The organism is Singulisphaera chitinilytica, assembly GCF_049331405.1.
Lineage (GTDB): Bacteria > Planctomycetota > Planctomycetia > Isosphaerales > Isosphaeraceae > PoT.
The window spans coordinates 455,867-481,135 of record NZ_CP186274.1 but is presented as its reverse complement, the minus strand read 5'-3'; the positions used below and the strand labels follow the sequence as shown (position 1 = coordinate 481,135).

General features: G+C 65.8%; 14 protein-coding genes. 4 read left to right on the top strand and 10 right to left on the bottom strand.

All coding sequences use genetic code 11. From position 1 onward, the window contains the following. Positions 1-7: 7 nt before the first annotated feature. The gene (locus ACOYYX_RS01705; RefSeq protein WP_422928206.1) at positions 8-4,036 is read right to left on the bottom strand and encodes a beta strand repeat-containing protein; all 4,029 of its coding nucleotides are present in this window, start codon (positions 4,034-4,036) and stop codon (positions 8-10) included. Positions 4,037-4,729: 693 nt separating this feature from the next. Here ACOYYX_RS01705 and ACOYYX_RS01700 point away from each other — a divergent pair. Together ACOYYX_RS01700 and ACOYYX_RS01695 are read left to right on the top strand one after the other, a co-directional pair. Next, positions 4,730-6,220: a hypothetical protein gene (locus tag ACOYYX_RS01700; protein WP_422928205.1), complete on the top strand. Its 1,491-nt coding sequence runs from the start codon at positions 4,730-4,732 to the stop codon at positions 6,218-6,220. A gap of 88 nt (positions 6,221-6,308) precedes the next feature. After that, on the top strand, positions 6,309-6,761 hold the full coding sequence (locus ACOYYX_RS01695) for a WapI family immunity protein (protein ID WP_422928204.1): 453 nt from the start codon (positions 6,309-6,311) through the stop codon (positions 6,759-6,761). Between the two features lie 66 nt (positions 6,762-6,827). On the opposite strand, the gene ACOYYX_RS01690 is transcribed toward ACOYYX_RS01695, so the two are convergent. The 6 genes from ACOYYX_RS01690 to ACOYYX_RS01665 form a co-directional block, all read right to left on the bottom strand. Continuing rightward, positions 6,828-7,967, bottom strand: coding sequence for a mandelate racemase/muconate lactonizing enzyme family protein (locus ACOYYX_RS01690; RefSeq protein WP_422928203.1), 1,140 nt, complete (start codon positions 7,965-7,967; stop codon positions 6,828-6,830). Positions 7,968-8,072: 105 nt separating this feature from the next. After that, complete coding sequence (locus ACOYYX_RS01685; RefSeq protein WP_422928202.1) at positions 8,073-9,437, bottom strand: MFS transporter; 1,365 nt, start codon at positions 9,435-9,437, stop codon at positions 8,073-8,075. 47 nt (positions 9,438-9,484) lie between these two features. Continuing rightward, positions 9,485-10,516 carry a succinylglutamate desuccinylase gene (locus ACOYYX_RS01680; protein ID WP_422928201.1) on the bottom strand — a complete coding sequence of 344 codons (1,032 nt, stop codon included), beginning with the start codon at positions 10,514-10,516 and terminating at the stop codon, positions 9,485-9,487. Between the two features lie 228 nt (positions 10,517-10,744). Next, positions 10,745-12,163, bottom strand: coding sequence for a DUF1501 domain-containing protein (locus tag ACOYYX_RS01675; protein ID WP_422928200.1), 1,419 nt, complete (start codon positions 12,161-12,163; stop codon positions 10,745-10,747). A gap of 90 nt (positions 12,164-12,253) precedes the next feature. Beyond that, positions 12,254-15,058 carry a PSD1 and planctomycete cytochrome C domain-containing protein gene (locus ACOYYX_RS01670; protein ID WP_422928199.1) on the bottom strand — a complete coding sequence of 935 codons (2,805 nt, stop codon included), beginning with the start codon at positions 15,056-15,058 and terminating at the stop codon, positions 12,254-12,256. A 272-nt stretch (positions 15,059-15,330) separates the two neighbouring features. Beyond that, entirely contained in the window at positions 15,331-16,299 is a 969-nt protein-coding gene (locus ACOYYX_RS01665) for a LysR family transcriptional regulator (protein WP_422928198.1), read from the bottom strand. Positions 16,300-16,886: 587 nt separating this feature from the next. Between ACOYYX_RS01665 and ACOYYX_RS01660 the strand changes: the two genes are divergently transcribed. Together ACOYYX_RS01660 and ACOYYX_RS01655 are read left to right on the top strand one after the other, a co-directional pair. Continuing rightward, a complete protein-coding gene (locus ACOYYX_RS01660; protein ID WP_422928197.1) occupies positions 16,887-17,873 on the top strand; it encodes a DUF1559 domain-containing protein in 987 nt (328 codons plus the stop codon). A gap of 67 nt (positions 17,874-17,940) precedes the next feature. Further along, positions 17,941-18,567, top strand: coding sequence for a hypothetical protein (locus tag ACOYYX_RS01655; protein ID WP_422928196.1), 627 nt, complete (start codon positions 17,941-17,943; stop codon positions 18,565-18,567). A gap of 337 nt (positions 18,568-18,904) precedes the next feature. Here the strand turns inward: ACOYYX_RS01655 and ACOYYX_RS01650 are convergent, their stop codons facing one another. From ACOYYX_RS01650 to ACOYYX_RS01640, 3 genes are all read right to left on the bottom strand, one after another. Beyond that, positions 18,905-19,297 (bottom strand): hypothetical protein, encoded by a 393-nt coding sequence (locus tag ACOYYX_RS01650; RefSeq protein ID WP_422928195.1) that lies wholly within the window; start codon positions 19,295-19,297, stop codon positions 18,905-18,907. Between the two features lie 53 nt (positions 19,298-19,350). Beyond that, positions 19,351-21,189 (bottom strand): ABC transporter permease, encoded by a 1,839-nt coding sequence (locus ACOYYX_RS01645; protein WP_422928194.1) that lies wholly within the window; start codon positions 21,187-21,189, stop codon positions 19,351-19,353. 214 nt (positions 21,190-21,403) lie between these two features. Beyond that, entirely contained in the window at positions 21,404-24,805 is a 3,402-nt protein-coding gene (locus ACOYYX_RS01640; RefSeq protein ID WP_422928193.1) for an MSCRAMM family protein, read from the bottom strand. Between the last annotated feature and the right edge of the window lie 464 nt (positions 24,806-25,269).

Genomic DNA, 25,269 nt, shown 5'->3' with positions numbered 1-25,269 from the left:
ATCAGCCTCAGTGACCGCGGCGGGCCTGCGAGAGGGCCTGGCGACGGATCGTCTGGACGAACTTGGCCGCCGGGTAACCTCGCTCGAGGCGGGCAGTCCAGCGCGTCAGGGCCACGTTGGTCGGCGCCGTGTGGAGGTACTGCTCGTACACCTTGTTGACGAACAACTGGGTGGAGTTGCCGACCGTGATCAGCGAGCTCACCGAGGTGCTGCCCTGGTAGTTCGAGTCGCCCGTGTACACCGCAAGGACGCTGGTGGTGCCGACCGGGAGGCTCGAGACCGACAGCGTGGCCTGGCCGTTGACGAGCGTGCCCGAGCCCACGACCTTTCCGTTGACCAGGAAGTTCACGGTGCCGGTCGGCTGGCCGTTGGACGGATAGAGCGGGCCGACGAAGGCCGTCAACGTGACCGGCTGGTTCGGGGTTGCCGTGCCGCTAATCCCCACGCTCGTCGCGGTGGTGCCCGGGATCACCACCTGGCTCAGGGCATTCGAGGTGCTCTTCACGTAGTTCGTGTCGCCCGAGTAGACCGCCGTGAACGACGCGGTCCCCGCCGGCACGAAGGTCGTCACCAGGAGCGAGGCCTGGGAGGTGGCCCCCAGGTTCACGGTCCCGAGGAGGGTGGTACCGTTGAAGAACTGCACGGTACCCGAGGGGATCGTCGGATTCGTCGGGTTGTTGGCGGACCGAACGGTCGCGGTCAGGATGATCTGCTGCCCGGCGAGCGACGGGTTCTGCGAGGCCGTCAGCGTCGTGTTGGAGTTCGCCGTGCTGACGGTCACCGTCGCCGCGGACGAGGAGCTCGAGGCGAAGTTCGTCGTGTTGGCGTACGACGCCGTGATCGAGGCCGTGCCCAGCGGCAGGGCCGTCGTGGTCAAGGTGGCGACGCCGTTGCTGAGCGTCGCAGTCCCCAGGGTGGTCGACCCGTTGCTGAACGTGACCGTACCCGTCGGCGTGCCCGAGCCCGGGCTCACCGCCGTGACCGCGGCCGTCAGCGTGACGGTCTGACCCAGCGAAGACGCCGTCGGATTCGCCGTCAGCGTCGTCAGCGTCGAGGCCTGGGTCACGCTGATGGTGATCGCGGCCGAGGTGCTCGACGCGAAGGTCGAATCCCCCTGGTAGACGGCCGTGATCGAGTTCGTGCCGGTGGGGATCGCCGACGATTGCAGGGTGGCCGTGCCGTTGGTGAGCGTCCCGGTCCCCAGCGAGGTCGACCCGCTGAAGAACTGGACTGTCCCCGTCGGCGTGGCGGACCCGGTGCCGCTGCGGCTCACGGTCGCCGTGAGCGTCACCGACTGGCCGAAGACGATGGACGAGGACGACGTGTTGACGGTGGTCGTGGAGCCCTGGAGGATGTTCTCGGTGAAGGCCGGCGACGTGCTGGTGGTGAAGTTCGTGTCGCCCGAGTACACCGCCGTCAGGGAGTTGGAACCGAGCGGCAGCGAGAGCGTCTGCAAGGTCGCGATGCCGCTGCTGTTGACCGTGCCCGTGCCCAGCGACGTGGTGCCGTTGAAGAACTCGACGGTCCCCGTCGGCGTGCCCGAGCCGGGGCTCGTCGCCTTGATGGTCGCCGTGAGCGTGACCGTCTGGCCGACGGCCGCCGGGCTCGGGGCGGCGGTCAGGGTCGAGGTCGTCGCGGCCTGCGCCACGGTCACCGTCGATGCGGCCGAGGTGCTCGGAGAGAAGTTGGAGTCGCCCAGGTACTTCGCCGTGATCGAGTCGCTGCCGAGCGGCAAGGCGGTCGTGTTCAGCGTGGCGACGCCGTTGGCGATTGTGCCCGTGCCGAGCGAGGTCGAACCACTGAAGAACTCGACCGACCCGGAGATGGTGCTCGAGCTCGACGCCGAGGGGGCCACGTTCGCCGTCAGCGTCACCGACTGCCCGAAGACGATCGAGGAGGCCGAGGTCGTCAGGCTCGTCGTCGTGGCGGCGGTCGGGGTCACCGTCTGGGAAACGGCGGTCGACGTGCTGGCGGTGAAATTGGTGTCGCCCTGGTAGTGGGCGGTGATCGAGTTGGTGCCGACCGGGATGTTCGTCGGCTTCAGGGTCGCGACGCCGCCGGCGAGGGTCGCCGTGCCCAGCGAGGTCGTCCCGCTGAAGAACTCGACCGTTCCCGAAGCCGTGCCCGTACCCGGGCTGACCGGGGAGATCGTGGCCGTCAGGGTCACCGGCTGGCCGAACGGCGACGGGTTCGGCGTCGCCGTCAGCGACGTGGTCGTGGACGCCTGGGAGACCGTCACCGTCGAGGCGGCCGAGGTGCTCGGGGCGAAGTTCGAGTCGCCCAGGTACTTGGCGGTCACCGCGTCGCTGCCGACGGGCAAGGCCGTGGTCGCCAGGGTCGCGACGCCGTTGGTCAGGGTCGACGTGCCCAGCGAGGTCGTGCCGCTGAAGAACTGGACCGAGCCCGTCAGGGTGGTGGAGCTCGACGCGTTCGGCGAGACGTTCGCCGTCAGGGTGATCGACTGCCCGAAGGTCGTCGAGGAGGCGGAGGTCGAAAGAGCCGTGGTCGTCGCCGCGGTGGCGGAGATGGTCTGGGCCAGGCCCGGCGAGGTGCTCACCTGGAAGTTGCCGTCACCCTTGTACTGGGCCGTCAGCGTGTTGGTGCCGGTGGGGATGTCGGTCGTCTGGAGCGAGGCCGTGCCGTTGGTGATCGAGACGGTCCCCAGCGAGGTCGTGCCGCTGAAGAACTCGACCTGGCCGGTCGGGCTCCCCGCGCCGGGACTCGTCACGGAGACGGTCGCGGTCATCGTGACCGACTGGCCGAAGGGAGACGGGTTCGGGGTCGCCGTCAAGGCCGTGGTCGTGGCGGCCTGGCCGATCGTCACCGTCGATACGGGCGAGGTGCTGGCGGCGAAGTTGATGTCGCCCTTGTATTTCGCCGTGATCGAGTTGGCCCCGACGGGCAGGTTCGTCAACTGGAGCGTGCCCACGCCGTTGACCAGGGTCGTTGAGCCGAGCGAGGTCGCCCCGTTGAAGAACTCGACCGAGCCAGCGGGGGTCTGCGACGCCGTGCCCGTGACGGTCGCCGTGAGCGTGACCGACTGGCCGACGACCGGCGAGGCCGGCGTGCTGGTCACCGCCGTGCTGCTATCGAGGAGGTGGGTCAGGACGACGTCATTGCCGTCTCCCCCCTTATAGCTGATCTGGAATTCTTCGCCGTTGAGCGTCAGCTCGGCCCCTTCCGCCAGCCCGTTGAACGTGCCGGTCACCGCCTGCGAGCCTGTGTTGTCGATGACGACGATCTGCTCGTGGGCCGTCGGCGTGAAGCCGAGGGTCGCGTTCAGGGTCGCGCCGGTGATGTTGACCTGCCCGGCCACCTTCAACTGGCTGTATTCGGTGCCGGCCGTCGTGCCGTTGATGGGCACGACGAGCGTGGAGCCCGTCCCCATCGTCAGGGTGCCGCTATCCGTCAGGATGCCCGTGCCGGTATCTCCCGGGGCGATCGTCCCCGAATTGGACGTGACAGGACCGACCGTACCGACGCCCGACAGCGTCGCGCCCGAGCCCACCGTCACGGCGCTGGCGTTCTGGGTCCCGTCGACCTGGAGCTTGCCGCCCGATACCGTGGTCGCGGCGTTATACGTGTTGGGGCTCGAGAGGATCAGGGAGCCCGGCCCTGCCTTGGTCAGGCCGCCCGCGCCGCTGATCACGCCGCTGGCCGTCAATGAGCCCGCGGCGTTATCCACCGTGACGGTGGTCGAGCCGCCGACCACGATCGGCAGAGAGAGCGTGCTATTGCCGGTGGCCTGCGAGGCGTCGATCGGCCCGTTCAGGTTGATGGCATTCCCGGCCAGGGTGTAGCCGCCGGCCTGAATCGTCAGCGAGGCGAACTGGTCGACGGAGGTCAGGTCGTTATTGTTCGACAGGTTCGCCGCCGTCGACGGGAAGACGAGGTCGTTGCCGTTGGCGGGGGCCACGTCCCAGTTGCCGGCCTCCGACCACGCGCCGCTGACTGCGCCGGTCCAGGTACTCGTCGCGGGCGTCACCCGGATCTCCAGCGCCTCCAGCGCCAACGGTTCGACCCGACGCCTTCGCATGCCTCGACGTTCTGGACCCGAAGATCGGGCAAAACCCGGAAGGTTACGCCTCACGTCGGAAAACCGCATTGGAATTAGCTCCAGAGAAGCGCGGAGAGTGAAGTCCGACTAGAACTCGTGCTGATCCGACCCTCGGCCTTGAGGGGATGCACACGACGTCTCTGATATCGGACTCCTGAACCCCCAAAACTCCAAGAAGCCGGCGGATCTCGACCGGGCCGAAGTTGCGACCATCGAGACCCATGCAACGCGCTTAAACCCGCAATTTCGCCGAGCAGGATCGAGACCACTTCTCCCCATTGCGCCGCGATTGCGTTGCATTCCGCCTGGTGCATCCCGTCCATGTATCGCACGAGCAACGATCGAACCGCCTATATCGCGCATTACGGCAGACCGGGTATATCGCGAGCCGATCAAAGCCTGACGCGGTGTTCACAAATCACGCCCAACCCCATGGCTCAACCCGACGAATTGACGACCAAACCTCGCAGCAACATTCACGCAAGCCATCGTCACCACCGGCCGTCGCGTCGAGGGATTTTGGAAGTGAGCGAAGGAATCCGATCTGGATACGAAGAGGATACAAAGGCTAATCTAGTGGACACCTGACCCGGCACAACCGACGGCAGGGATTTCTGTTGGCCCGTGCCTTCTTTCATCCATCATCAAGGCTGTTCGATCGGGATCGAGACCATGGCCATACCTATCGCTTGTGAATGCGGTAAGACGCTCAAAGTTAGGGACGAACAGCTCGGGAAGACCGTCAAGTGCCCGTTCTGCGGCCAGTTGCTCAAGGTGGACAGCCCTCCCGACGAGTTGGTTGAACCGGAATTCGTCGAACCCGAGCCGGAAATGCCGAAGGGCAGGAGCCGCGAGCGTCTCCTCTGGTCCGGTTTCGCGTTCGGGCTCGCCATCTTTGCCATGTTGAGCATTCAGTTCGTCAACAAGCGCCAACGGGACAACGCAAATCGAGCCGTCGTGCAAAACACCTCGGATGCGCAAAACCTCCTGGACAAAGGCCGGCACGACGAGGCCATCTCCCTGCTCGAAGGCAGCCTCACGATCCGGAATGCGACCGAGTTCTCGAGTGCGAAAGCACTCCTCGAGCAGGCCCGCGTGAAGAAGCGCGACGCCACGGAGGCCAAATTCATCGCCTCGGCCGAGAAGTGGCTGGACGAGGGCAAGATCGAAGACGCGATCACTTCGCTCAAATCACGGGTCGGAGATTTGAACGATTCGAATAGAAAGCATGTGACCGAGGTCGTCAAATTCGTGGAAGCGGTCTCGGATCCCGAATTCGCAAAGGCCTTCTTATCCGTATTTCCGGAAGACGCAATGGCCGGCGCCGAATCGAATATCGAGGAAATTACTTCGAAACTCCAGCCCGACTTCAAGGGCGTGAAGGAACGATACAAGCAGAACTTACTGGCCGCCCTGCCCGCGGAGCGAGCCCGCCGCGAGGAGGCGAAGCGACAGGCCGAGGCGGAACGCCTAGCCAGGGCCGAGGCGGAACGCCTGGAGAAGCTCGAGAAGGAGCGTGCGGCCGAGGAGCTCAAGAAAGCAAATCAGGAGGCACGGGCGAGAGTCGCCGCCGAGCGAGCCGCCAAGGAGGCTGCACGACTGCAATTGGAAGAGCGTAATAAGATCGACCTCAGTGGATTCGGGCAGCAAGCGACCGAAGAATTCTTCCTGAAGGAGGGGTTGGCTGTCGTAACCTTGTTTCATAATGGATCGAGCAATTTCATGGTCAAACTCCTCGACAGTGGGGGAGAGAATACCGAGCATCTCGCAAATGAGATCGGTCACTGCTTTATGTCAAGGGCGGTCCGAGTCGAGAAGACGGGCAACCACATCCTCAACGTCAAAGCTGATGGTAAGTGGCAGATTGTGATCAGGCAGCCCATCCCTCACGATGCCGATCCGTCTTACTCCTTCGAAGGCACAGGAACCATGGCATCAAGGCAATTCAATCTTGGCGACATCTTGTATAGATTCAAATTCAAGCATTCCGGAAAGGGACATTTTTCCGTGAAGCTACTGGATGACCGAGGAAAGTATATCGAAGGGATCGTTAATGAGATCGGCGAATGTGACGGTTCGCAAGCCGTGAACATCAAGGACGACGGGACCTACATCTTCGATATCAAAGCCGACGGCGATTGGAAGATCGAGATCGAACCCTGAGCTCGAGGAAGTGAACCTTCTGGTTGACGCTGGTTGACCCGCCGGCATTGGCTCAAAACCAGCGAAAGCCACACCCTCGGTGCGGACGATGTGCATCATCCGATTTGGCGGCGAGCGATCCGAATTCCTATCCCTGACGCTCCACGGGCGCTCTAACCCGAAGGCCGACGACTACTGGGATGGGAACTGGCTCGGCTGCAAGGTCGAGGTATGTTGCGGGGCGTTCCGAGGGAACCTCGACGGCATGATCCGAAACGAGGATCTGGCCGCGTTCCTGCCCGCACTGGTGAGGTTATATGAAGGGTTGAGCGGAGAGGCGTCGTTCGACACCCTCGAAGGATGGATCGACTTCAAGCTGATCGGGGATGGGCGTGGACACGTCGAGCTTCGCGGGCGGTTGGTCGACGCGATGATGGACGGCAACTCCCTGGAGTTCCGCATCGGCTTCGACCAGACCTATCTGCCGGCGATCATCTCGCAGGTTCGGGCAGCGACAGAGCGGTTCCCCGTCGTGGGCAGCCCGGAGAGGCCACAATCGTAGTGGGACCAGGTAGAGCCCCCGCCGGCATCGCCCAAGGCGATGCCGACGGAGATCTCTCGTTCAAACTCAGGCGCGGAACTTCTCCCACTGCTTCTCGTCGATCTCGAGGCCGAGGCCGGGGGCGGTCGGGACGGCGACGCGGCCGTCCACGGCGCGGATCGGCTCGCTGATCGAGTGGCGGAGGACCGTGCCTTCTTCCACCACGAACTCGAGCAGGCCCATCGTGTTGGGGACGCTCGCGAGGAAGTGGAGGGCGGCGGCGACGTTCAGGTACGTGGTGAAGCCGTGGTTGACGACCGGCAGGCCGCGGTCGGCGGCGAGGGCGGCGATCTTGATGGCCTCGGTGAAGCCGCCGCAGCGGGTCAGGTCGACCTGCACGACGTCGATCTTGCCCACGTCCATCAGTTGCAGGAACGACTTCCGCTCGCTCTCTTCCTCGCCGGCGGCGATGCGGAGCGTCGAGGCGGCGGAGAGCTTGGCGTAGCCCTCGTAGTCATCCGGCAGGAGCGGCTCTTCGAACCAGAACGGGTCATACTGCTCGAAGGCCTTGGCCCGCTGGATGGCCGTCTTGGCGTCGTAGACGAGCCCGGCGTCGATCATCAGGTCGATGTCATCGCCGAGCCCCTTGCGGGCCTCGCGGACGAGGGCGACGTCGGTCTTCGCGTCCTTGCCCATCGGATCCCAGCCGAACTTGACCGCCGTGAAACCCTGGCCGGCGAAGCGACGGGCGCGCTCGCCGGTCTCCTCGGGGGTGGCGCCGAAGAGGGTGCTGGCGTAGGGTCGGAGGGACTCGGTGAAGCCGCCGCCGAGGAGCCGCCAGATCGGCTGGCCGAGGACCTTGCCCTTGATGTCCCAGAGGGCCATGTCGATGCCGCTCATCGCGTGGATGGCGATCCCGCGACGTCCGGCATAGATGTTGGCCCGGTACATCTTCTGCCAGAGGTACTCGGTGCGGAACGGGTCCTCGCCGATCAGCACGTGCCCCAGGCCGGTGGTCGCGGTGTGCGAGAACGGCCCCTCGATGGCGGCCTTCGCCGCGAGCGGGGCCGAGTCGACCTCGCCGTAGCCGACGACCCCCGAGTCGGTCGTGATCTTGACCACGAGCGCGTCCTGGCCGCTGTCGCACTGCGTCTTGACCTGGGAATGGCGCAGGTAGATCGCCTCCACAGAGGTGATCTTCAGGTCGCTCGTCGGTACCGTCGGCATTGACGCTTCTCCGTGTGCGTTGGATTCACTGAGAACAAGGTTTCGTGCTGGATCAAGGCGAGGCAAGGAGGGACGGGTCGACCCGACCCGTTTGCGATCGACCGCTCATTCGAGGCCAGGGGCCGGATTCTCGGCCTTGGTGTCGAGGCTCCGCGTGCAGTCGATGAGGAGCCAGCAAACGCCGCTCCCCAGGTACATCGCCGCCAGCAGGTAGAACAAGGGGCCCCAGTCTGTCGTGGGGAGATCCTTGCCGTTGACCAGGCTATGGGTTGTAAAGTAGTCGAGGACGGTGCCGAAGACAATCGGCATGATCACGCCCCCCAGCGTACCCGCGGTGTTGACGATGCTGAAGACCGTCGCGCTGTAGCGGCCGGCCAGGTCGGTGCAGGCGCCCCAGGTCGTGGGCTGGCTCCAGTCGCTGAAGAACTTGGCCACCATCAGCATCCAGGCGGCGGTGATCCCATCGGTCGATTGCACCATCAGGGCGATCATCGCACAGCCGAGGACCTTGCCCACGAAGCCGATCAGGCTCCGAGACCAGCGCCGGCTGCCGCTCCACCTGATGCAGCGGTCGTTGAGCCAGCCCCCGGCCAGGCCCCCGAGCGCACCTCCCCAGAGCGGCAGGCTCGCGAGCCAGCCCGTCTTGCTGACGTCGAAGCCCCTGGCCCGCAGGAAGTACGTGCCGATCAGCGAGACGAAGGCCACGTCGGAGCCGGCGTCGAGGTACTGCTGGAGCACGAAGAAGCGCAGGCTCCGGCTCCGCCAGGCGACTCCAGCCGACAACGGCGCCTGGTCCTTCGAGGACGCCGACGACGAGCCCTCCTCAATCAATTCGCGTTCCGCGTCATTGACCCCGGGGTGTTCCGCCGGCGTATTGCGGAAGGTGAACCAGAAGAGCACCCCGTAGGCGATGCCGACCATACCCAGGATGAAGAGGGCCCTCGGCCAGGCCAGGCCCCACCATCCCATCAGGACCGTGCCGAGGATGATCGGCGAGAGCGCGCCGCCGCCCCGGCCGAACGTGGTCGCGATCCATCCTTGCAGCGTCGTGCGTTGGGCAATCGGGAACCAGTTGCGCGTCACCTTGGCCAGCGCCGGATAGCAACCGGCCTGCGCCGCGCCGAAGAGGAGCCGGCACGCGGCGATGACCGCGAGATTCGCCGTCTGACCGATCATGGCGATCGCCAGCGACCACGCCACGATGATCACGCTCAGCACCCGGTGCGGGCCGAACCGGTCGCTGATGACGCCGCTCGGGATCTGGCCGAGGCAGTACGTGTAGTAGAAGAGCGAAAAGAGCAGGCCCGCCTGGACGTTGCTGAACTGGAAATCTTCCTGGAGCTTCGGGCCGACGAAGTTCCAGGTGTAGCGGTGCAGGTACAGAAGGAATGACGCGCCACATGCCAGGGCGAAGATCCGCCAGCGGACTCCGGTGGGGCGTACCGACTCGACCTCGACGGCCTCGATCATGGTGGCTCACATCTCCGGAGTTCGGGCGGGCATCGGTACGAGGGACATCACCAGGGGCGTTCGACACCGACGCAGACGGCGAATTGCCCCTGGCGGACTCGGGCTCCCCAGGCCTGGGCGACGACGACACCGTCGATGGGGGCGCGGGCCGGCCAGGCGAGTTCGTCGACGCGCTGGAAGTCGTGCAGGCGGCCGACCACGTCGCCCCGACGCACGCGCGTGCCGCAGGCGATGATCTCTTCATAGTGGCCGTCGAACGGGGCCGCCACGTAGCAGCCGGCGTCGACGATCTCGGCGAGCTTCTGGGTCCCCGCCGCGTGGTGGGCGATCGGCTCGACCTCGCCACGGAGCTGGCCGTGGCGGATCGCGGCGGCGAGCACCCCCTGGCGACCGTAGCGGACCCCCTCGGACAGCACGGCCTCGCCCCAGCCGAGCTCCGTGCCGACAGTGATCTTGCCCAGGCGTTCGGCCTCGCTCGTGAGCAGGCCGGGGGTCCGATTCTGATAGGTCATGATCAGGGGGGATCCGAACCAGCGGGCCGTCTCGGCGATCGCCTTGGCCTGCTCGGGGTCGTCGATCGGGTGGAAGCTGGCGCAGAGGCCGAATCGCATCTGCTGGCCGCCCGAGTGCAGGTCCAGTACAACATGTGCGTGCGGCCAAATCCAGCGGCGTACGAAGTCGGCGATCCTGTGCGTGAAGCCAGAGAGCGCCGGCTGCCGCCCCGCCCCGTCGACGAATGCCCGGTTCAGGTTCACGTTATCCGCCGCCACGCTGTCCCTGGTCCCGGTGCGGAAGGCCTCGGGATTCAGCACGGGGATCATGATGATCCGGCCGAGCACCTGGTCGGGGCTGATCTCCTGCATCAGTTGCTTGATCGCCGTCGGCCCCTCGTACTCGTTGCCGTGGGTCGCGCCGAAGGCCACGAGCCCGCGCCCTTCGCTGGCGCGCGGCCCGACGAAGACGGTGACGGGGATCAGGTGCGTCCCCCACATCGTGTCGTGCTCGAGCGACACCCAGTAATCGCGCCGCCCTGGGGTTTCGAAGTCGAGGTCTTGCGGCCAGATCACGGTTCGGGACATGGGGACCTCTCGAAAATTGGAGATAAGGTCAGGCTTGGATATTCGGAGTTTCGACGAGTCGGGCGAGCGCAAAAAGGGAGGGGAACTCGATCCCGCGACGGGCCCCTGCCCCTCCGATGCCGGGGGCATCCGGCGGGGGTTCTCGAGGGCCGTCGGCGATCGAGGCAATCAGCTCACATCTCTACACGTTCACGCGGCAAACACGGTCATTCCAGCATGCCGGAGGAATCAGGCGAGGATGTCCTTGACGACGTGGCCGTGGACGTCGGTGAGGCGGAAGTCCCGCCCCGCGTAGCGGTAGGTCAACTGTTCGTGGTCGAAGCCGAGCAGGTGGAGGATCGTGGCGTGGAGGTCGTGGACGTGGACCTTGTTCTCCACCGCGGCGAAGCCGAACTCGTCGGTCGCGCCGACGACCGAGCCCCCCTTCACGCCGCCGCCGGCCATCCACATCGAGAATCCGTAGTGGTTGTGATCCCGGCCGCTCAGCGAGGGCAGCTCCGCCACCGGGGTCCGGCCGAACTCACCGCCCCAGATCACCAGGGTGTCTTCCAGCATCCCGCGCTGCTTCAGGTCCTTGAGGAAGGCCGCGATCGGCTGATCCCAGGAGGTCGCGAGGTCGCGGATATCCTTGTTGATATTCTCATGGTTATCCCAGGCCTGCCCCGCCCCGTTCCAGACCTGGACGACACGCACCCCTCGCTCGAGCAGTCGGCGAGTAATCATCAACTGCCGGCCGTGGAGGCCCGTGCCGTACATCTCCTTGATCGCCTGCGGCTCCTTCTCGAAGTCGAAGGCGTCGGAGGCCTCGGACTGCATCCGATAGGCGAGCTCGAACGACTGGATCCGGGCCTCGAGCCTCGGGTCGTGCTGGTGTTTCTCGAGGTGGCGTTCGTTGAGCCGGTTCACGAGGTCGAGTTGCTTGCGCTGCTCCGCGTTGGAAACTCCGTCGTTGCGGATGTTCTCGATCAGCTTGCGGATATCCGTGTGCTGGGTGTCGATGTACGTCCCCTGGTAGGCGCCCGGAAGGAACGACGACCGCCAGTTCTGGGTGGCCACGACAGGGTAACCGCCAGGGCACATCGCGACGAAGCCCGGCAGGTTCTGGTTCTCCGAGCCGAGCCCGTACGTCACCCAGGAACCCATGCTCGGCCGGTGCAGGCGGCCGTCGCCGCAGTTCATCAGGAGCAGCGAGGGCTCGTGGTTCGGCACGTCGGCATACATCGAGCGGATGACGCAGATGTCGTCGATGCACCCGGCGGTGCGGGAGAAGATCTCGCTGACCTCGATGCCGCTCTCGCCGTGCTTCTTGAACTTGAACGGGGAGCCGAGCGCCGCGCCGGTCTTGCGCTCGGTGCGCAGGTTCGGGTTCGGCAGGGCCTTCCCGTGGTACTTGTTCAGCAGCGGCTTGGGGTCGAACGTGTCCATCTGGGAAGGACCGCCGTTCATGAAGAGATGAACGACGCGTTTCGCCTTCGCGGCGAAGTGGGGCGACTTGGGCAGGAGCGGATTGAGGTCGGTGGTCTTGCCATGGGCCTCGCCCGAGACCAGGCCCGCCAGGCCCAGGAGCCCGAAGCCCATCCCACTCCGCCGCAAGAGTTCGCGACGGTCCAGCAGCCGATCGTCAGGACGCGTTCCGTGATCAGACATCGATCCTAAACTCCCGCTCGACCATTCTTGTCCCGCGATCCCCGCCGGGCTATTCGAGAGCCCGATGGGGTCGTCACGCTCGGCCCTGGATCAGTCGATGAAGATCAGTTCATTGCAGAGGAGCAAGGGTTGCACGAAGTGCTCCCAGGCCTCGGGCGTCGCCTTCTCGTCATTCAGGAAGCTGCGGGCCAGCTCGGCTTCCTCGGGCGCAGGGGGCCTCTGGAAGAGGAGGCCGTAGATCCGCTCGACGCGACGGTTCAGGTCGGCTTCGGCCGCGACCTCCGGGCGCTTCAGCAAGCCCTTTGCGGCGTTCACCATGAATGGGTGGTTCATGAAGAAGAGGGCCTGGGGCGCGACGGTCGTCGCGTCTCGCCTGGCGCTCGTCGCGTTCGGGTCGGGGAAGTCGAAGGTCCGGAAGATCCCCGGCAGATTCAGGCGGTCGACGAACGCATAGACCGTGCGGCAGGTCGCGGCGCCGGTGATGTCGGCCACCGAAGGCCCGCCGAGCTTGGGATCGAGCCGGCCCGAGACCGTCAACAGTGTGTCGCGCATCGACTCGAAGTCGAGCCGACGCCCGTTCATCCTCCAGTAGAAGGCGTTCTCGGGGTCGATCTTGCGGGCCTCCTCCCGATCGTCGCTCATCTGCTGATACGAGTTCGAGAGCATGATCTCGCGATGTAGGGCCTTGAGCGACCAGCCCCCGTCCATGAACGAGGCGGCGAGGTGGTCGAGCAACTCGGGGTGGCTCGGCGGGTCGCTCCGCAGGCCGAAGTCGCTGGGGGTCTGCACCAGCGGGGAGCCCATGTGGTACATCCAGACCCGGTTGACCAGGACTCTCGCCGTGAGCGGGTTGTCCTTGCTCGCGATTGACTTCGCCAGGTCGAGCCGGCCGCTGCCGACCTGGAAGGCCGGGCGCTCGCCGGGGCTCAGCACCTCGAGGAACCGCCTAGGGACATTCGGGCCGAGGTTGTTCGGATTCCCCCGGCCGAAGACGCGCGGCTCGACCGGGGTCGGCAGGTCCTCGAGAGCCATCGCCCTGGGCGGGGCGCCGGGGCCGGTCGAACGCCAGGTGACGACGGCATTCCGCAACTCCTGGAGCTTCGCCTGTGCCGGGCGGTCGGGCAGGAGCGCCAGATCGCCATACGGGTCGAAGGGGACCTCCGGAGGAGCGTCGGGCCCGTGGAAGACCTGGGCGAGGGCCTCCATCGCGGGGTCGGGGAGCGGCGACCGCGGGGCCTTGTTGAGCGCATCGCGTTGGGCCGCCTCCTGCCAGGGCTTCTCGACCTGATTGAACAGGCAAGCATACGTCTGGGAGGCCTCGACAAGCGACTTCGGCGGATGCTCGGCGAACTCTTTGGCGACGATCGGATTGATCGGGTGCGAGCCGTCTTCCGGCTTCGCGAGCGACTCGCAATAGGCCTTCGCGTTGTCGGCGAACCCTTCGGTCGGCATCGCGGCGAAGGCATGCCAGGGGGCGAGGACGGGGTCGTGCTTCTTGCGGGTGCGGTCGAGGAAGACCCGCCAGCGGATGACCATCTTCGGGTTGAGGTCGCCGCCGTCGGCCAGGAGCATGAAGTCCTCGGTCGACGGCTGACTCAAAGCGTTCTGCCCGGCGATCAGGTACTCGGCGGCTCGCTTCTTGGCCCCATCGACCAGTTCGGCATGCTTGCCGGCGACGAACTCGGCGAGTTTCGCCTCGCGCTGGGCGAGTTCCTTGGCGAACGACTCGTACTGAGGGGTCGCGGGGGGTGCCTCGAAGAGGGGCGGCTTGGTCGGCTCGATGGAGCTGGCGAAGACGCCGTAGAGCGAGTAGTAATCCTTGGTCGGGATCGGGTCGAACTTGTGGTCGTGGCAGCGGGCGCAGCTCACGGTCAGGCCGAGCAGGCCGCGGGTCACAACGTCGATCCGGTCGTCGATCACGTCGTGGACATTGTTCATGAACCGGCTGCCCAGCGTGAGGAAGCCCATCGCCCGCAAGGGCCGGCGATCCTCGGCCGAGGCCAGGCGGTCGGCCGCCAGTTGCTCGAGGATGAACTGGTCGTAAGGCAGGTCGTCATTCAAGGACTTGATCACGTAGTCGCGATACGTGTACGCCCAGGGATAGTTGGCGTCCTCGAAGAGAATATACCCCTTGGTGTCGGCATAGCGGGCCACGTCGAGCCAGTAGCGGCCCCAGCGCTCGCCATAATGGGGCGAGGCGAGCAGGCGGTCGACGACCCTGGCGAAGGCCTCGGGCGACTCATCCGCGAGGAAGGCGGCGACCTCTTCCGGCGTCGGCGGCAGGCCGATCAGGTCGAACGTGGCGCGTCGGATCAGGGTCCGCTTGTCGGCAGCTGGCGAGGGTTCGAGCCCCTTGGCCTCGAGGGCGGCGAGGATGTAGGCGTCGATGCCCCCCTTCGCCCAATCCTGGTGCTTGACGGCCGGCAGCGGCCCCCTGCGGACCGGCTGGAAGGCCCAGTGCTTCTTGGGGTCGGCCCCGGCGGAGGAGCCCGGCGCGGCGAGGTTCTGGGCGTCGGGCCAGGGGGCCCCCATCTTGACCCAGGTCGTGAGGTCGGCGACCGCCTCGGCGCTGAGCGGCTTGGACGGGGGCATCTTGACCGACCCGTCGCCCCGGACGACCTCGATGAGCGGGCTCTCGTCCGGGATCCCGGGCGAGACGACCGCGCCGCTCCCCTGATCCTCGATGAGCGCGGCCCTCGAGTCGACGCGGATGCCCGACTTCTGGGTCTTGGGCCCGTGGCAGGAGACGCAGTTGTCCACCAAGATCGGGCGGACCTTGCGCTCGAAGAAGTCGGCCTCCTGAGGCGTGATCGGCTTCTTTGCCGAAGGCGCCTCGTCCCCCATCGCGGGCAGGGCCAGGCTCATAACGAAGATGGGCGTCCAGATTCTTCTCATGACCGAGCGACCTCTCGGGCTCTTTCCGGGGCGTTCGTCCTCGCCTCGCCCGATCGCCTTCGATCCGGCATGAGGCCAGGGCATTGGAAAGATCTCGACGCGAGACCGTTTCGCCGAAACTCCCATGATCGCAGGTTTGCTGCCATCACGCGACTTCGACCGTCGAACCACCAGGTTGGAATCCAACCGATCCTTCTCGTGCATGGCTTGATTGTAAGGAGATCGAGTCTTAATCGTACGGACATTTTGTGAAAAGGCTGATTGCCCCGCGGTTAATCCTGCTTCGAGGCGCGTGGCTGGCCGAGCCGATCGCGGAGGAGCTGGCAGAAGGCCTGCACGACCGGCGAGAGATGCACGCTCTTTCTCGTGAGAAGTCCCATCGACACGAATTCACGCTTGGGGTCGAGCGCCCTGATGTGCAACTCCGGCATCTCGGCGGCCATCTCCAGGGTCACGTAGAGGATGGCGATCCCCACGTCCATCCCCACGAGGCGTCTGGCGATGTCGACGCTGCGGGTCTCGATGACCGTGTTGAGGCGGTCGGCCAGGTTGTACTGGCCGAGGATCCGCTCGAGTGCCTGGCGGTCGCGATCGCCGATCGGGTAGGTCATGACCGGGTACTGCACGATGTCGGCGGCGGTGATCTTCTTCTTGCGGGCGAGCGGGTGGCCGGCCGGCGTGATCAGGGCCAGGTGCGTGTAATAGAGGTGTTCGAACGCGAGCACGCGCCCGAGGGGCTCCTCGGAGAAGTAGCCGATGATCCCGAGGTCCGCCTCCCCCTCCTTCACCATCCGCACGATCTCGTTCGACGTGCCGGCCTTGAGGTGCAGCCGCACGGCCGGGTGGCGCTCGGTGAACTCCTTGACCGATAGCGGCAGGCGATACGCCAGGACCGAGGGCGTGGAGGCCACGGTGATCTGCGAGGCGACCTCGAGCCGGCGAGCTTCGAAATAGGTGATCAGCGAGTCGAGGCCCGTCACGTGCGGCTTGGCGAGTTCCCAGAGGAGGCGCCCCTCCTCCGTCTGCTGGACCGTCTTCCCCTTGCGCAGGAGGAGCGAGGCCCCCAGGATCCGCTCGAGGGCCCGCACCTGCTTCCAGACGGCGGGGGTCGAGAGCCCTTGACGCTTGGCGGCCTCGGAGAAGCTCCCCTGCTCGGCCGCCAAGCAGAAGCTCCGCAGGGACGCGAGTTCAAGCCGCTTGTACCGCGCATTCCGCTCCACGCACGCCTCCCGTCCCAGCATGCCGCTCCGCATCGCCTACGCCGCGGGGATGCGGCCGGCCGACGCCCGCTCCCATCCAGATTAGCACGCGGCAGCCCTGGGCCACTCGGAATTAACACGAGAGAAATTCACCTTTTCACAAAATATGCGGCCAGCTAATCCAGGACGTCGCTATAATCCCGTACGAAGCCGCGATCGCGTCATGTGTTTGAATGAGACGGACGCTTTCTCCCTTTCGTCTCGACGGCTTCAGGACCTCACTGATTGATGCATCCTTTCTCCCGAGGGGATGCGTCGGTGGAACCAGGACCTTTTTACCCAAGCTGCGCCTCGTCTCGTTCGATCGTCTCCCCGATGGGCGGGCGACCTGCCCTCCCCATCGACCGTCTCGACTCCGCTAGAACCTGAGGCAACGCCGACGTCCTCGACCCCTCGCCCTTCTCCATCGAGCGGGACGCGGGCCGGGGTGGGGCCTTGCCTCACGCACACTCACGAACGATCGATGAATTTCCCCCCCCGCGTTCGTCGGTTGCCGGACCCTTCGCCCTCGTCGTCTACGTCAGACGCCATTATGATCATTATTTGGTTTTGACTCGGAGATTTCGTCCATGAGATCACGTCGCGGGTTCACCCTGATCGAGTTGCTCGTCGTCATCGCCATCATCGCCGTCCTCATCGCCCTGCTGCTGCCGGCCGTGCAGGCCGCCCGAGAGGCCGCCCGCCGCGCCCAGTGCGTCAACAACCTGAAGCAGCTCGGGATCGCCATGCACAACTATCACGGCTCGGTCGGCAGCTTCCCGTCGGGCTGCGTCAACAACACGTCGTTCGGCGGCCCCGCCTGGAACTGGGCCTCGTTCATCCTCCCCCAGATGGAACAGACCGCCCTCTTCAACGCCGTCAACTTCGCGCTGAACAACGGAGACCCGCAGAACACGACGGTCTCGCAGACGATCGTGGCCGGATTCCTGTGCCCCTCCGATGACTCGAACCGGATCTTCACGAACCTCTGGTGGTGCTACGCGCAGAACTGGGGCGTGACGATGTCGGGCGCCGCCACCAATTACGTGGCCTGCGTGGGGGACAACAAGTTCGGCATCCCGTTCGATATCTACTCGGGCGACTCCAGCGGCACGTACTACGGCCACAACGGCACATTCCGCGGCCTCTTCGGCGAGGCGACCAACGGCATCTGCAAGAGCATCGCGGATGTCACCGACGGCACGAGCAACACGCTCCTGCTCGGCGAGAACTCCCCCAACTTCAACGGCGCCCTGAACTGGCCGAATGGCGACGCCACCTACGCCACGACCGTGATCCCGCTCAACTGGCGGACGAACCTCCAGGACGGCCAGGTCGACACCGACGGCTCGGTCTGCAACGCGGTCGTCGCGGCGCTCGACAGCCCCAACTCGTATGTGCATTGCTTCCGCAACCAGCTCTACGCGTTCGGCTTCAAGAGCAAGCACCCCGGCGGCTCCAATTTCGTCATGGCCGACGGCTCGGTACGGTTCCTCAAGATGTCGGTCAACCCGAGGACGTATAACGCGCTCGGCAGCCGGGCCGGCGGCGAGATCATCTCGGCCGACGCGCTCTGACCCTCCCGGCGCATCCCGACCGCAGGAATCGAATCGATCCGAACCGAATCGAAGGAGCCGAACTCGCATGCGAGCATACGACCCGAGAGTTGATAGCACCGGACACCCCTTGCGCCTCTGGGCGCGACACCCGGGGGTTCGGCTCGCCGCGAGCCTGGCGGTCGCCCTGGGATTGATCGGCTGCGGCTCGTCGAACGGCCTGAGCCTGGGACGGGTCTCCGGCACGATCACGTACAAGGGGGAGCCCATCAAGCGCGGGACGGTCATCTTCATGCCCGACGAATCGAAAGGGCTGGTGGGCCCGGCCGCGATGGGGACGATCGGCAGCGACGGCAGCTACGTCATGACCACCGAGCAGACCGGCGATGGGGCGATGATCGGGCTCCACAAGGTCGGCATCATGGCCATCGGCGAGACGCCGATCAGCGGCTCCGAGGAGGCGGCGACGAAGGAGGGGGATGAGGTCAAGTCCTTCCTCGCCAACAAGGCGGCGCTGGCCACCCACAAGTCCCGCCCCGCCAAGAGCAAGGCCGGGCCGACCTACCGCGACCGTGGCGGCCGGCTCTTCCCGATCCTCATCCCCGAGAACCTGACCAAGCCCCTCGAGTCGGGGATCAGCGTGAAGGTCGGCGGCGGCTCCAACAAGGTCAACATCATCATCGACGAGAACGGCACCGCCCGCGTCGAGAACTGAAGCGATCTCGCCGAAGACCACAAAACCGTCTTGTTGAGTGCAGCTCCCGTTGGCCCTCCTCGGCCTGCGGGAGCTTCCGCTACGAAGGGACGCCCAGCAAGGAGACGCTGGAATCGGCGATCAAGGGCCTGCTCGCCGAGGCGAAGGACGCGAAGTGAGGCTCGCGGTGGGATCCCCCACCCGCGGATCGTAGCCTTTCGAGATTGGCCGGTACCAACAAAAACACCGCGAGGAGGCCGGGGCACGACACCCCGACCTCCCCACGGTGTTTGTGCGTTGCGAGGATCAAGGGCCGACTCCCTCGCTCGCGAGCCGGCCTTCCCTGGCAGTTGTCGGCTCAGCGACGCCCGCCGCGATGCCCTCCGAAGCCCCCTCCATACCCGCCGCCGTAGCCACCGCCATACCCTCCGCCGTAGCCACCACCGTACCCGCCGCCGGGGTAGCATCCGCCGCTAGGGTAGCCCGGACGGCCGCAGTTCCCGCCATACCCGCCGCCGTAACCCCCGCCGTACCCGCCACCCCAGCCGCCACCGGGGTAGCACCCGCCGCCGTAGCCCCCGCCATATCCACCACCGTAGCCCCCGCCGTACCCACCGCCCCAGCCGGGCTGCGATGGGATCGGGCCTCGGCTCCGTCCCTGGTTGTACTGGGCCTTGGCCGTCGTCCCGGCAAACAGGCTACCGACCGCAACCACACTCGCGAGGGCCAACACCTTCAAGCTCGTCCGCATGATCCACACTCCTCTTTCTTCGTGTCTCGTTGCTTGTTTCGTTCACGAGCGTTTCATTCGCTCGCCTCACCGGAGTTATCAGGCTTGCGGGGCGAGTCGGACACGAAGTCGTAAGCGAAGTGAGAGCGGACACCAAGATTGTCGGAGTTCTCGGCAGGGATCGTCGCGAAGGCACGCTGATCGTCGAGAGTGGGATCGTCGGCCGGCGAGGCTCCCACGAGCCTGGGAATGATGGTTGGTTCGGGCTTTGGAGGCCGGCGGGGTTTCTCGGGGATCCGGCCGAGCGCGTGGTCGAAGGTCGCGAGCAAGGTGAGAAGAAGCACTACGGCGACGATGGCGTAGAGCACGATCCAGATCCAGGCCGAGAGGCGGACGATCGGGAACCACCAGGCCGCGCCGAGGGAGTATGTCAGGTCGAAGAGGCCGTGAAAGGGGCTCACCTCGGCAAGGGCGGTGGCGAGGTCCTGGTTGCTGCTGAGCATGGTGAGGAACAGCATCGGCAGGCCCAGGCTCGCGAGCGTGTAGAGGATCACCGCCGCGGCGATCGCCCGACTGAGCCTGGAGATCCAGGTCGAGAGCGCGAGGCCGATGCTTGTCCAGGCGGCCGTGATGACGGTGATGAAGAGCACGAGTTGCAGCAGTCCCAGCCATTTCTCCGTGATCCCGGCCAGGACCAGGCCCACGAGCGTCGGCAGCCAGAGCAGTCGCGGGAGCTCCCGATAGACGCTCCACCACTTGGCCAGGACGACGCTCCGCGAGGAGAGCGGGGTCGTCAGCAGGATGTCGAGGCTCCCCCTCGACCGCTCCTCGACGAGCGCCGTGGCGGCGGCGATCAGGAGCAAGGGGAGCCCCATCGCCACCTGGAACGCGTTGACGAAGGCGGCGAACCAGCCGGGGGATGTCGTCGTCGGGTTGACCGAGTCCTCGATCGCGATCAGGCTGAAGCCGATCGCCAGGAGGAAGTAGATCCGGATCAGGTTGCGTATCCAGGGGGTCGGGTGCTTCCGATGCCACTCGTACCAGAGCACCGGGCTGGAGTCGAGCGAGGGCCCCTCGCCGAGCCCGAAAATAGCCAATCTGCGTGCGGGACGCCTGGCGGTCGGGGCGTCGGCCTGCCCGATGATGACGGACCGTACCTTCACGATGGAGACGGCGATCAGGATCGCCGAGATCGTGAGAGCCCCGAGCGTGAAGCCGAGGTAATCGACCGCCTTGCCTTGCCTCAACGCCAAGAAAAAGGGATGCGCCGCGATCGCCCAGCGCGGCAAGGCGGGGAAGCCTCGCATCCAGGTGAACATCTCCCAGACCGGGAACGTCAGGAGCCAGACAGCGAGCACCGCGAAGGTCGCCAGCAGGACCTCGTGCGGCCTCGTCCCCCAGATCGAGAAGGAGAGGGCGATTGAGCATCCGAGCACGGCCACGCTCAGGCAGATCGCGAACGCGCCGAAAAGCGCCATCGGGTCGATGCCGCCGAGGAGCGTGCAGAGCGTCAGGACCGGCAAGGTGCAGCCGAGCATCGCCAGGACGGGCACGAGTCGCCCCGCGAGCTTCCCCAGCACGATCTCGGCATTGGAGAGGTCGGTCATCAGGAGCTGGACGAGGTTCCCCCGGGACTTGTCCTGGCAGATCGCCCCGGCCGTGGCGGCGGGGGCCGCGATCAGGACCAGGGTCAACTGCGTGACCACGATGGCCCCGTAGAACCCACGCCCGACGTTCGCCATGTCGCGGATCGTCAGCTCCACGCCGCCGAGGGCCGGCGCGCCCCAGACGCTCGCCAGGGCGAGGAGCAGGATCCCCACGAACATCGACCGCCCCGCGTAGATCTGCCAGCGCCGGGTCACGGTCAACCACTCGGACTCGAAGACCGGCCCCAGCCCCCAACGTCTCGCCATGAGCCCCGCCCCCCGCTACCCTTGTCGTTCGGCCGGCCCGCATTCCTGACAATCGTCACACACCGATCGCGGCGGGGGAAGCTGCAACCTCGCAAGAATGCCAGGCCGGGGGATCTCAAGGGCATTGGCGGCGGGGTCGTGGAAACGACAGGCGAGATCGACCCGCTTTCTCGAAACTATTGCCAGGGAGGTCGAACCCTCCCCGGGTCAGCCATCAGGGCACCGGGCGTTGCAGGGTGATCCGCTTGACCGTGGGCTCTGCAGGTCGTCCTAAGGCCTCGCCGACCTTGAACGAGGCCGAGACCGTCGTGCCCGTCAGCGAAATCGAGTGCGGACCGGCCTCGAGCCAGTTGAGGGCCAGGCGCCCCGAGGCATCGGTCTTGAGGGCCGGGGACCAGACCGCTTCCAGAGGCCCCCGAGGCCGGGCCAGAGTGACGGATTCGCCGGCGACAGGCTGACCGGCGTTGTCGATGATCTCCAGCGTCAAGGGCCTCCCCGGCGCGGGGATCTCGAGGCTTAGTGGCGGTATGGCTTTGTCCGGCTCGACGACGAGTTCGACCGCCTTCGAGACCCAGAGTTCGTCGCGTGCGGCCTGGACGAGGTACCGCCCCGGCGTGAGGCCCGGGAGCGTGAACCGGCCGTCCGGCCCAATAGTGAGCTTGAAGCTGAGCACGTCATCGAGGATGCCTTTCCCCTGATACGCCGCCACGACGCTGACGAGCGATCTGTCGTCACCAAGGACCCGACCTCCGACCTTGACGGAGCCCTCGACCTCGATCGCCGGGGGCAGGACCACTCGCGGATCCGTTCCCTCATCGAGCGTTACGATCGTCGCGCCATGTCGGCCCGGGAGCCTGACGAACAGCGTCGGCTTCTCGACGGCGAAAAGCCACCTGCCTCCCCAGGTCAGCCGCCCGCTGGCATCGCTATTCCCGTACGCCGCGGGCTCGTCCCGCCCGGGCTCGTAGAGGTAGGCCAGAGCACCGAACGCGGGTGTCTTGCCATCGGGCAAGTACACCGTCAGCGGCGCGTCGGCGGGTGCCTCCGGGTTGCCGACGATCCTGCCGATGCCGAGCCTTGTCAGAGCTCGAACGATCGCGCGATAGGCCGCGGTGGGTGCGGCGGGCTTGACCTCGACGGGCTTGACTTCGACGGGCTCGACCTCGACGTGCGTCACCTCGCCGGCAACCACGTCGACAGCCCTCTGGCCGCAAGACCGATCGGTCCCATCGGGCATCTTCACCGATAGATGAAACGTCGTCGGTCCTTCGAAAAGTGGACCGAAGAGGAAGTCGCCAGTCGCCTGGTCATATCGCGGGCTCCGCGCGAAGACACGATTGTCGTGCTGCGGAATGATGGTATAGTCGGCGGCCCGATGGCCTTCGGCGGGCTTGAGCTTCCCCCTGACATAGCCGACTGGCCTGGCCCGAAGCTCGATTGATGTCTCGCGACCCAGGACGACCGCAGCCTCGACGGCGGGCACATACGCGAACCGCCCGCGCAAGGCCTCATCCGCCGGCATCGGGCCCGTCGTCGGCCACGTCGGAGGGTCCGGCCCGTCGAGAAAACCCCCGACGAACGACTTGCGCTCGTGCGGGGACTCGAAGCGGACCTCACCACGTTCGTCGGTCGAGCCTTTCATCCCGTCGAACCTGACCACGCCCCGCGCCGGGCGGCCGTCGACGTCGAGCATGCGAACGAGGAGCGTCCCCGTTCGCTTCTTGCGACGGGCTCCAACTAAACGGATTGGTTCGATGGAGCCGAGTGCGGAGGAGACAGGGGCGCGAACCTCGGCCTCATAGTAGGGAGCTTCGAGAATCGTACGAGGGTTCCTCGACGCGTCGTAGAAGCGGGCAGAGATGGTATACAGGCCGGCCGACTCGAAGGAAAACTCGCCGAATCCGTTCCCGTCAACCTCGAGGGTCCTGCTCCTTGGACCCTGCCCAACCGAATCGAACTGGAAGTAGATAGGCTCGTCGGCGCCGGGACGGCCATCGGGGCGGACGACCTGGAATCGCATCTGGTTCCTGGCACGGCCTACCGACATCGTGACCTTCGCCTCGCGGGCGGGCGAGACGGCTACATCCTGAAACGTACCGCCGGTGTGGGCCGTGTACAAACCAGGCGGGAGATCGGTAAAGTGCGCGACGCCGTTCGGATCGGTCACCACCGAGGGATGGAGGGCATAATCGAAGCCGCGGAAGGTAATTCCGATACGTTGATACGTGACTATCTTGTCCCTGAGGTAAACGTGAGTGCCTGAGAGGGGCTTGCCGTCCTTGAGCACGGTGACGCTCACCGAGGCTCCCGTGCCCAGGTCGGGCAGGATCAGGTCGAGCTTCGAGGAGCGTTCATTCACCTTCGAGCGGATCGAAGTCGTAGCCAGGACGGGAGGGCGGCCCTTGGCCTTGGCGACCAGGGCGAGGCCATCGGCGGAGCTATGGATCGGGCCGCTGATCGCATAGTGGCCGCTTGCATCGGTGGTGGCTTGGCGGATCTCCCACTCCATCCGTATGACGCCGTATGCAATCCAGAGGAAGACATCGACGCCGGGCACTGGCCGGCCCGAGGTGTCGCGGATCGTCCCCTCGACCCAGAGAGCATCCTTGCCCGGCTTGTAGAACTGGCTGTTGAGCTCTTTCTGCTTCTTCTCCCGCTCAACCTCCCCGGGCGCGGGCGGAGGGACTTCGTCGATCACGACGCCCTCAACCTTGCCCCCCGGCGCCACCCGGACGTCGACCTGCCCGGCCCGGACGCTCTGATTTCCTTGATATAGGCTGAGGTGATAATGGCCCGGCGGGACTTCGTCGAAGTTGAACCGGCCCTGTTCGTCACAGGGCACAGCCTGCCAGGTCTCGCCTACCCCCAGAGCGACGTTGAGCCCCGGCGCGACGAGCTTCGATGCCACCCGCCCCGCGATCGAGCCGAATCGAGCCAGCCGCAAGGCCTCGACGGAGGTGGGCTTCCCCCCGTTGACCTCGATCGGGGGGGTGGAGCCGACCCCGACGCCCGGAACCTCGACCTGGAATTGTCTGGTCCCCTCGAACCATCGCATCCGGAACCGACCAGCCTTGTCCGTTCGCCCGTTGAATCGAATTCTTCTGACAAATTGTGAATTCTTGAACACTTCACTATCTGGAATCACCCGGATGTCACTCTCGGCCAGGGGCTCGCCTCTGGAATCTCGCACGAGGACGTCGACCTCCCCCGGCTCCGGGCAATCGAGGTGAAGGACACCCCCACGCCAGGTCCCGTTGATCGGGGCACCCATCCCATCCATGATCGAGCTGCGGAACCGCTCCGGCGAGATCTGGGACATCTGGACACCGATCGGCTCGGCCTGCCAACGACCGGGCGGCTCGGCGATCGCCCAGCATGGCGTCTTGTTCCCATCGGGCTGGGGGGCGACCCATCCGTTCGGAGCCGATACGAGGAAACGGCCATCCGCTCCGACGACGACCGAGCGCGCCGGATCCTCCCGGTGGAAGACTTGCAGCGTCAGGCCCGCCGCGGGCCGGTCGGAGCCGCCGAAACGGGCCTGGCCCTCGACGACTCGGGGAGGATCATCCGCGGCGAGGGCGGAGCATCCAACCAGCAAGGCAAACGCGACGAACATCGGCGGCCTCCATTCGACCCCGACCCTCTCGCCTCGTGCGCTGGACATGCCAAGATCTGTCTCATGAGGGCCGGTGGCCCGCGATGATAATCATCTTTACAGAACGATGCAACCATGCGTTTGCTTGACCCATCCGAGACGGCATGCCGCCGGAGCGGAATTGCGAGAGACCCGGCATCCCGAACTTTCGCACCGCCACAGCGATCGGACCCGCGAAGACTCGCATGATTACCCGGAGAGATCGATGGGATTTCGCAGAGCGGAGGGCGTCTCATGAGAGTCTTTGGAAAGTCGGCAACACGAGCTTCATCGACCCTCGACTCGGGCGGAGTTGGCTCGGGCCCGGTCACGAGGTTGCCATCTTTCGCCTGGGGCGGCCCCGGTCGAGGTTCCTAGCCTCGTGTTGAAATCCGCGAGGGCGCAACGGGCATGAACCCTTCGCTTGCCTCCGATCAGGGTTGACT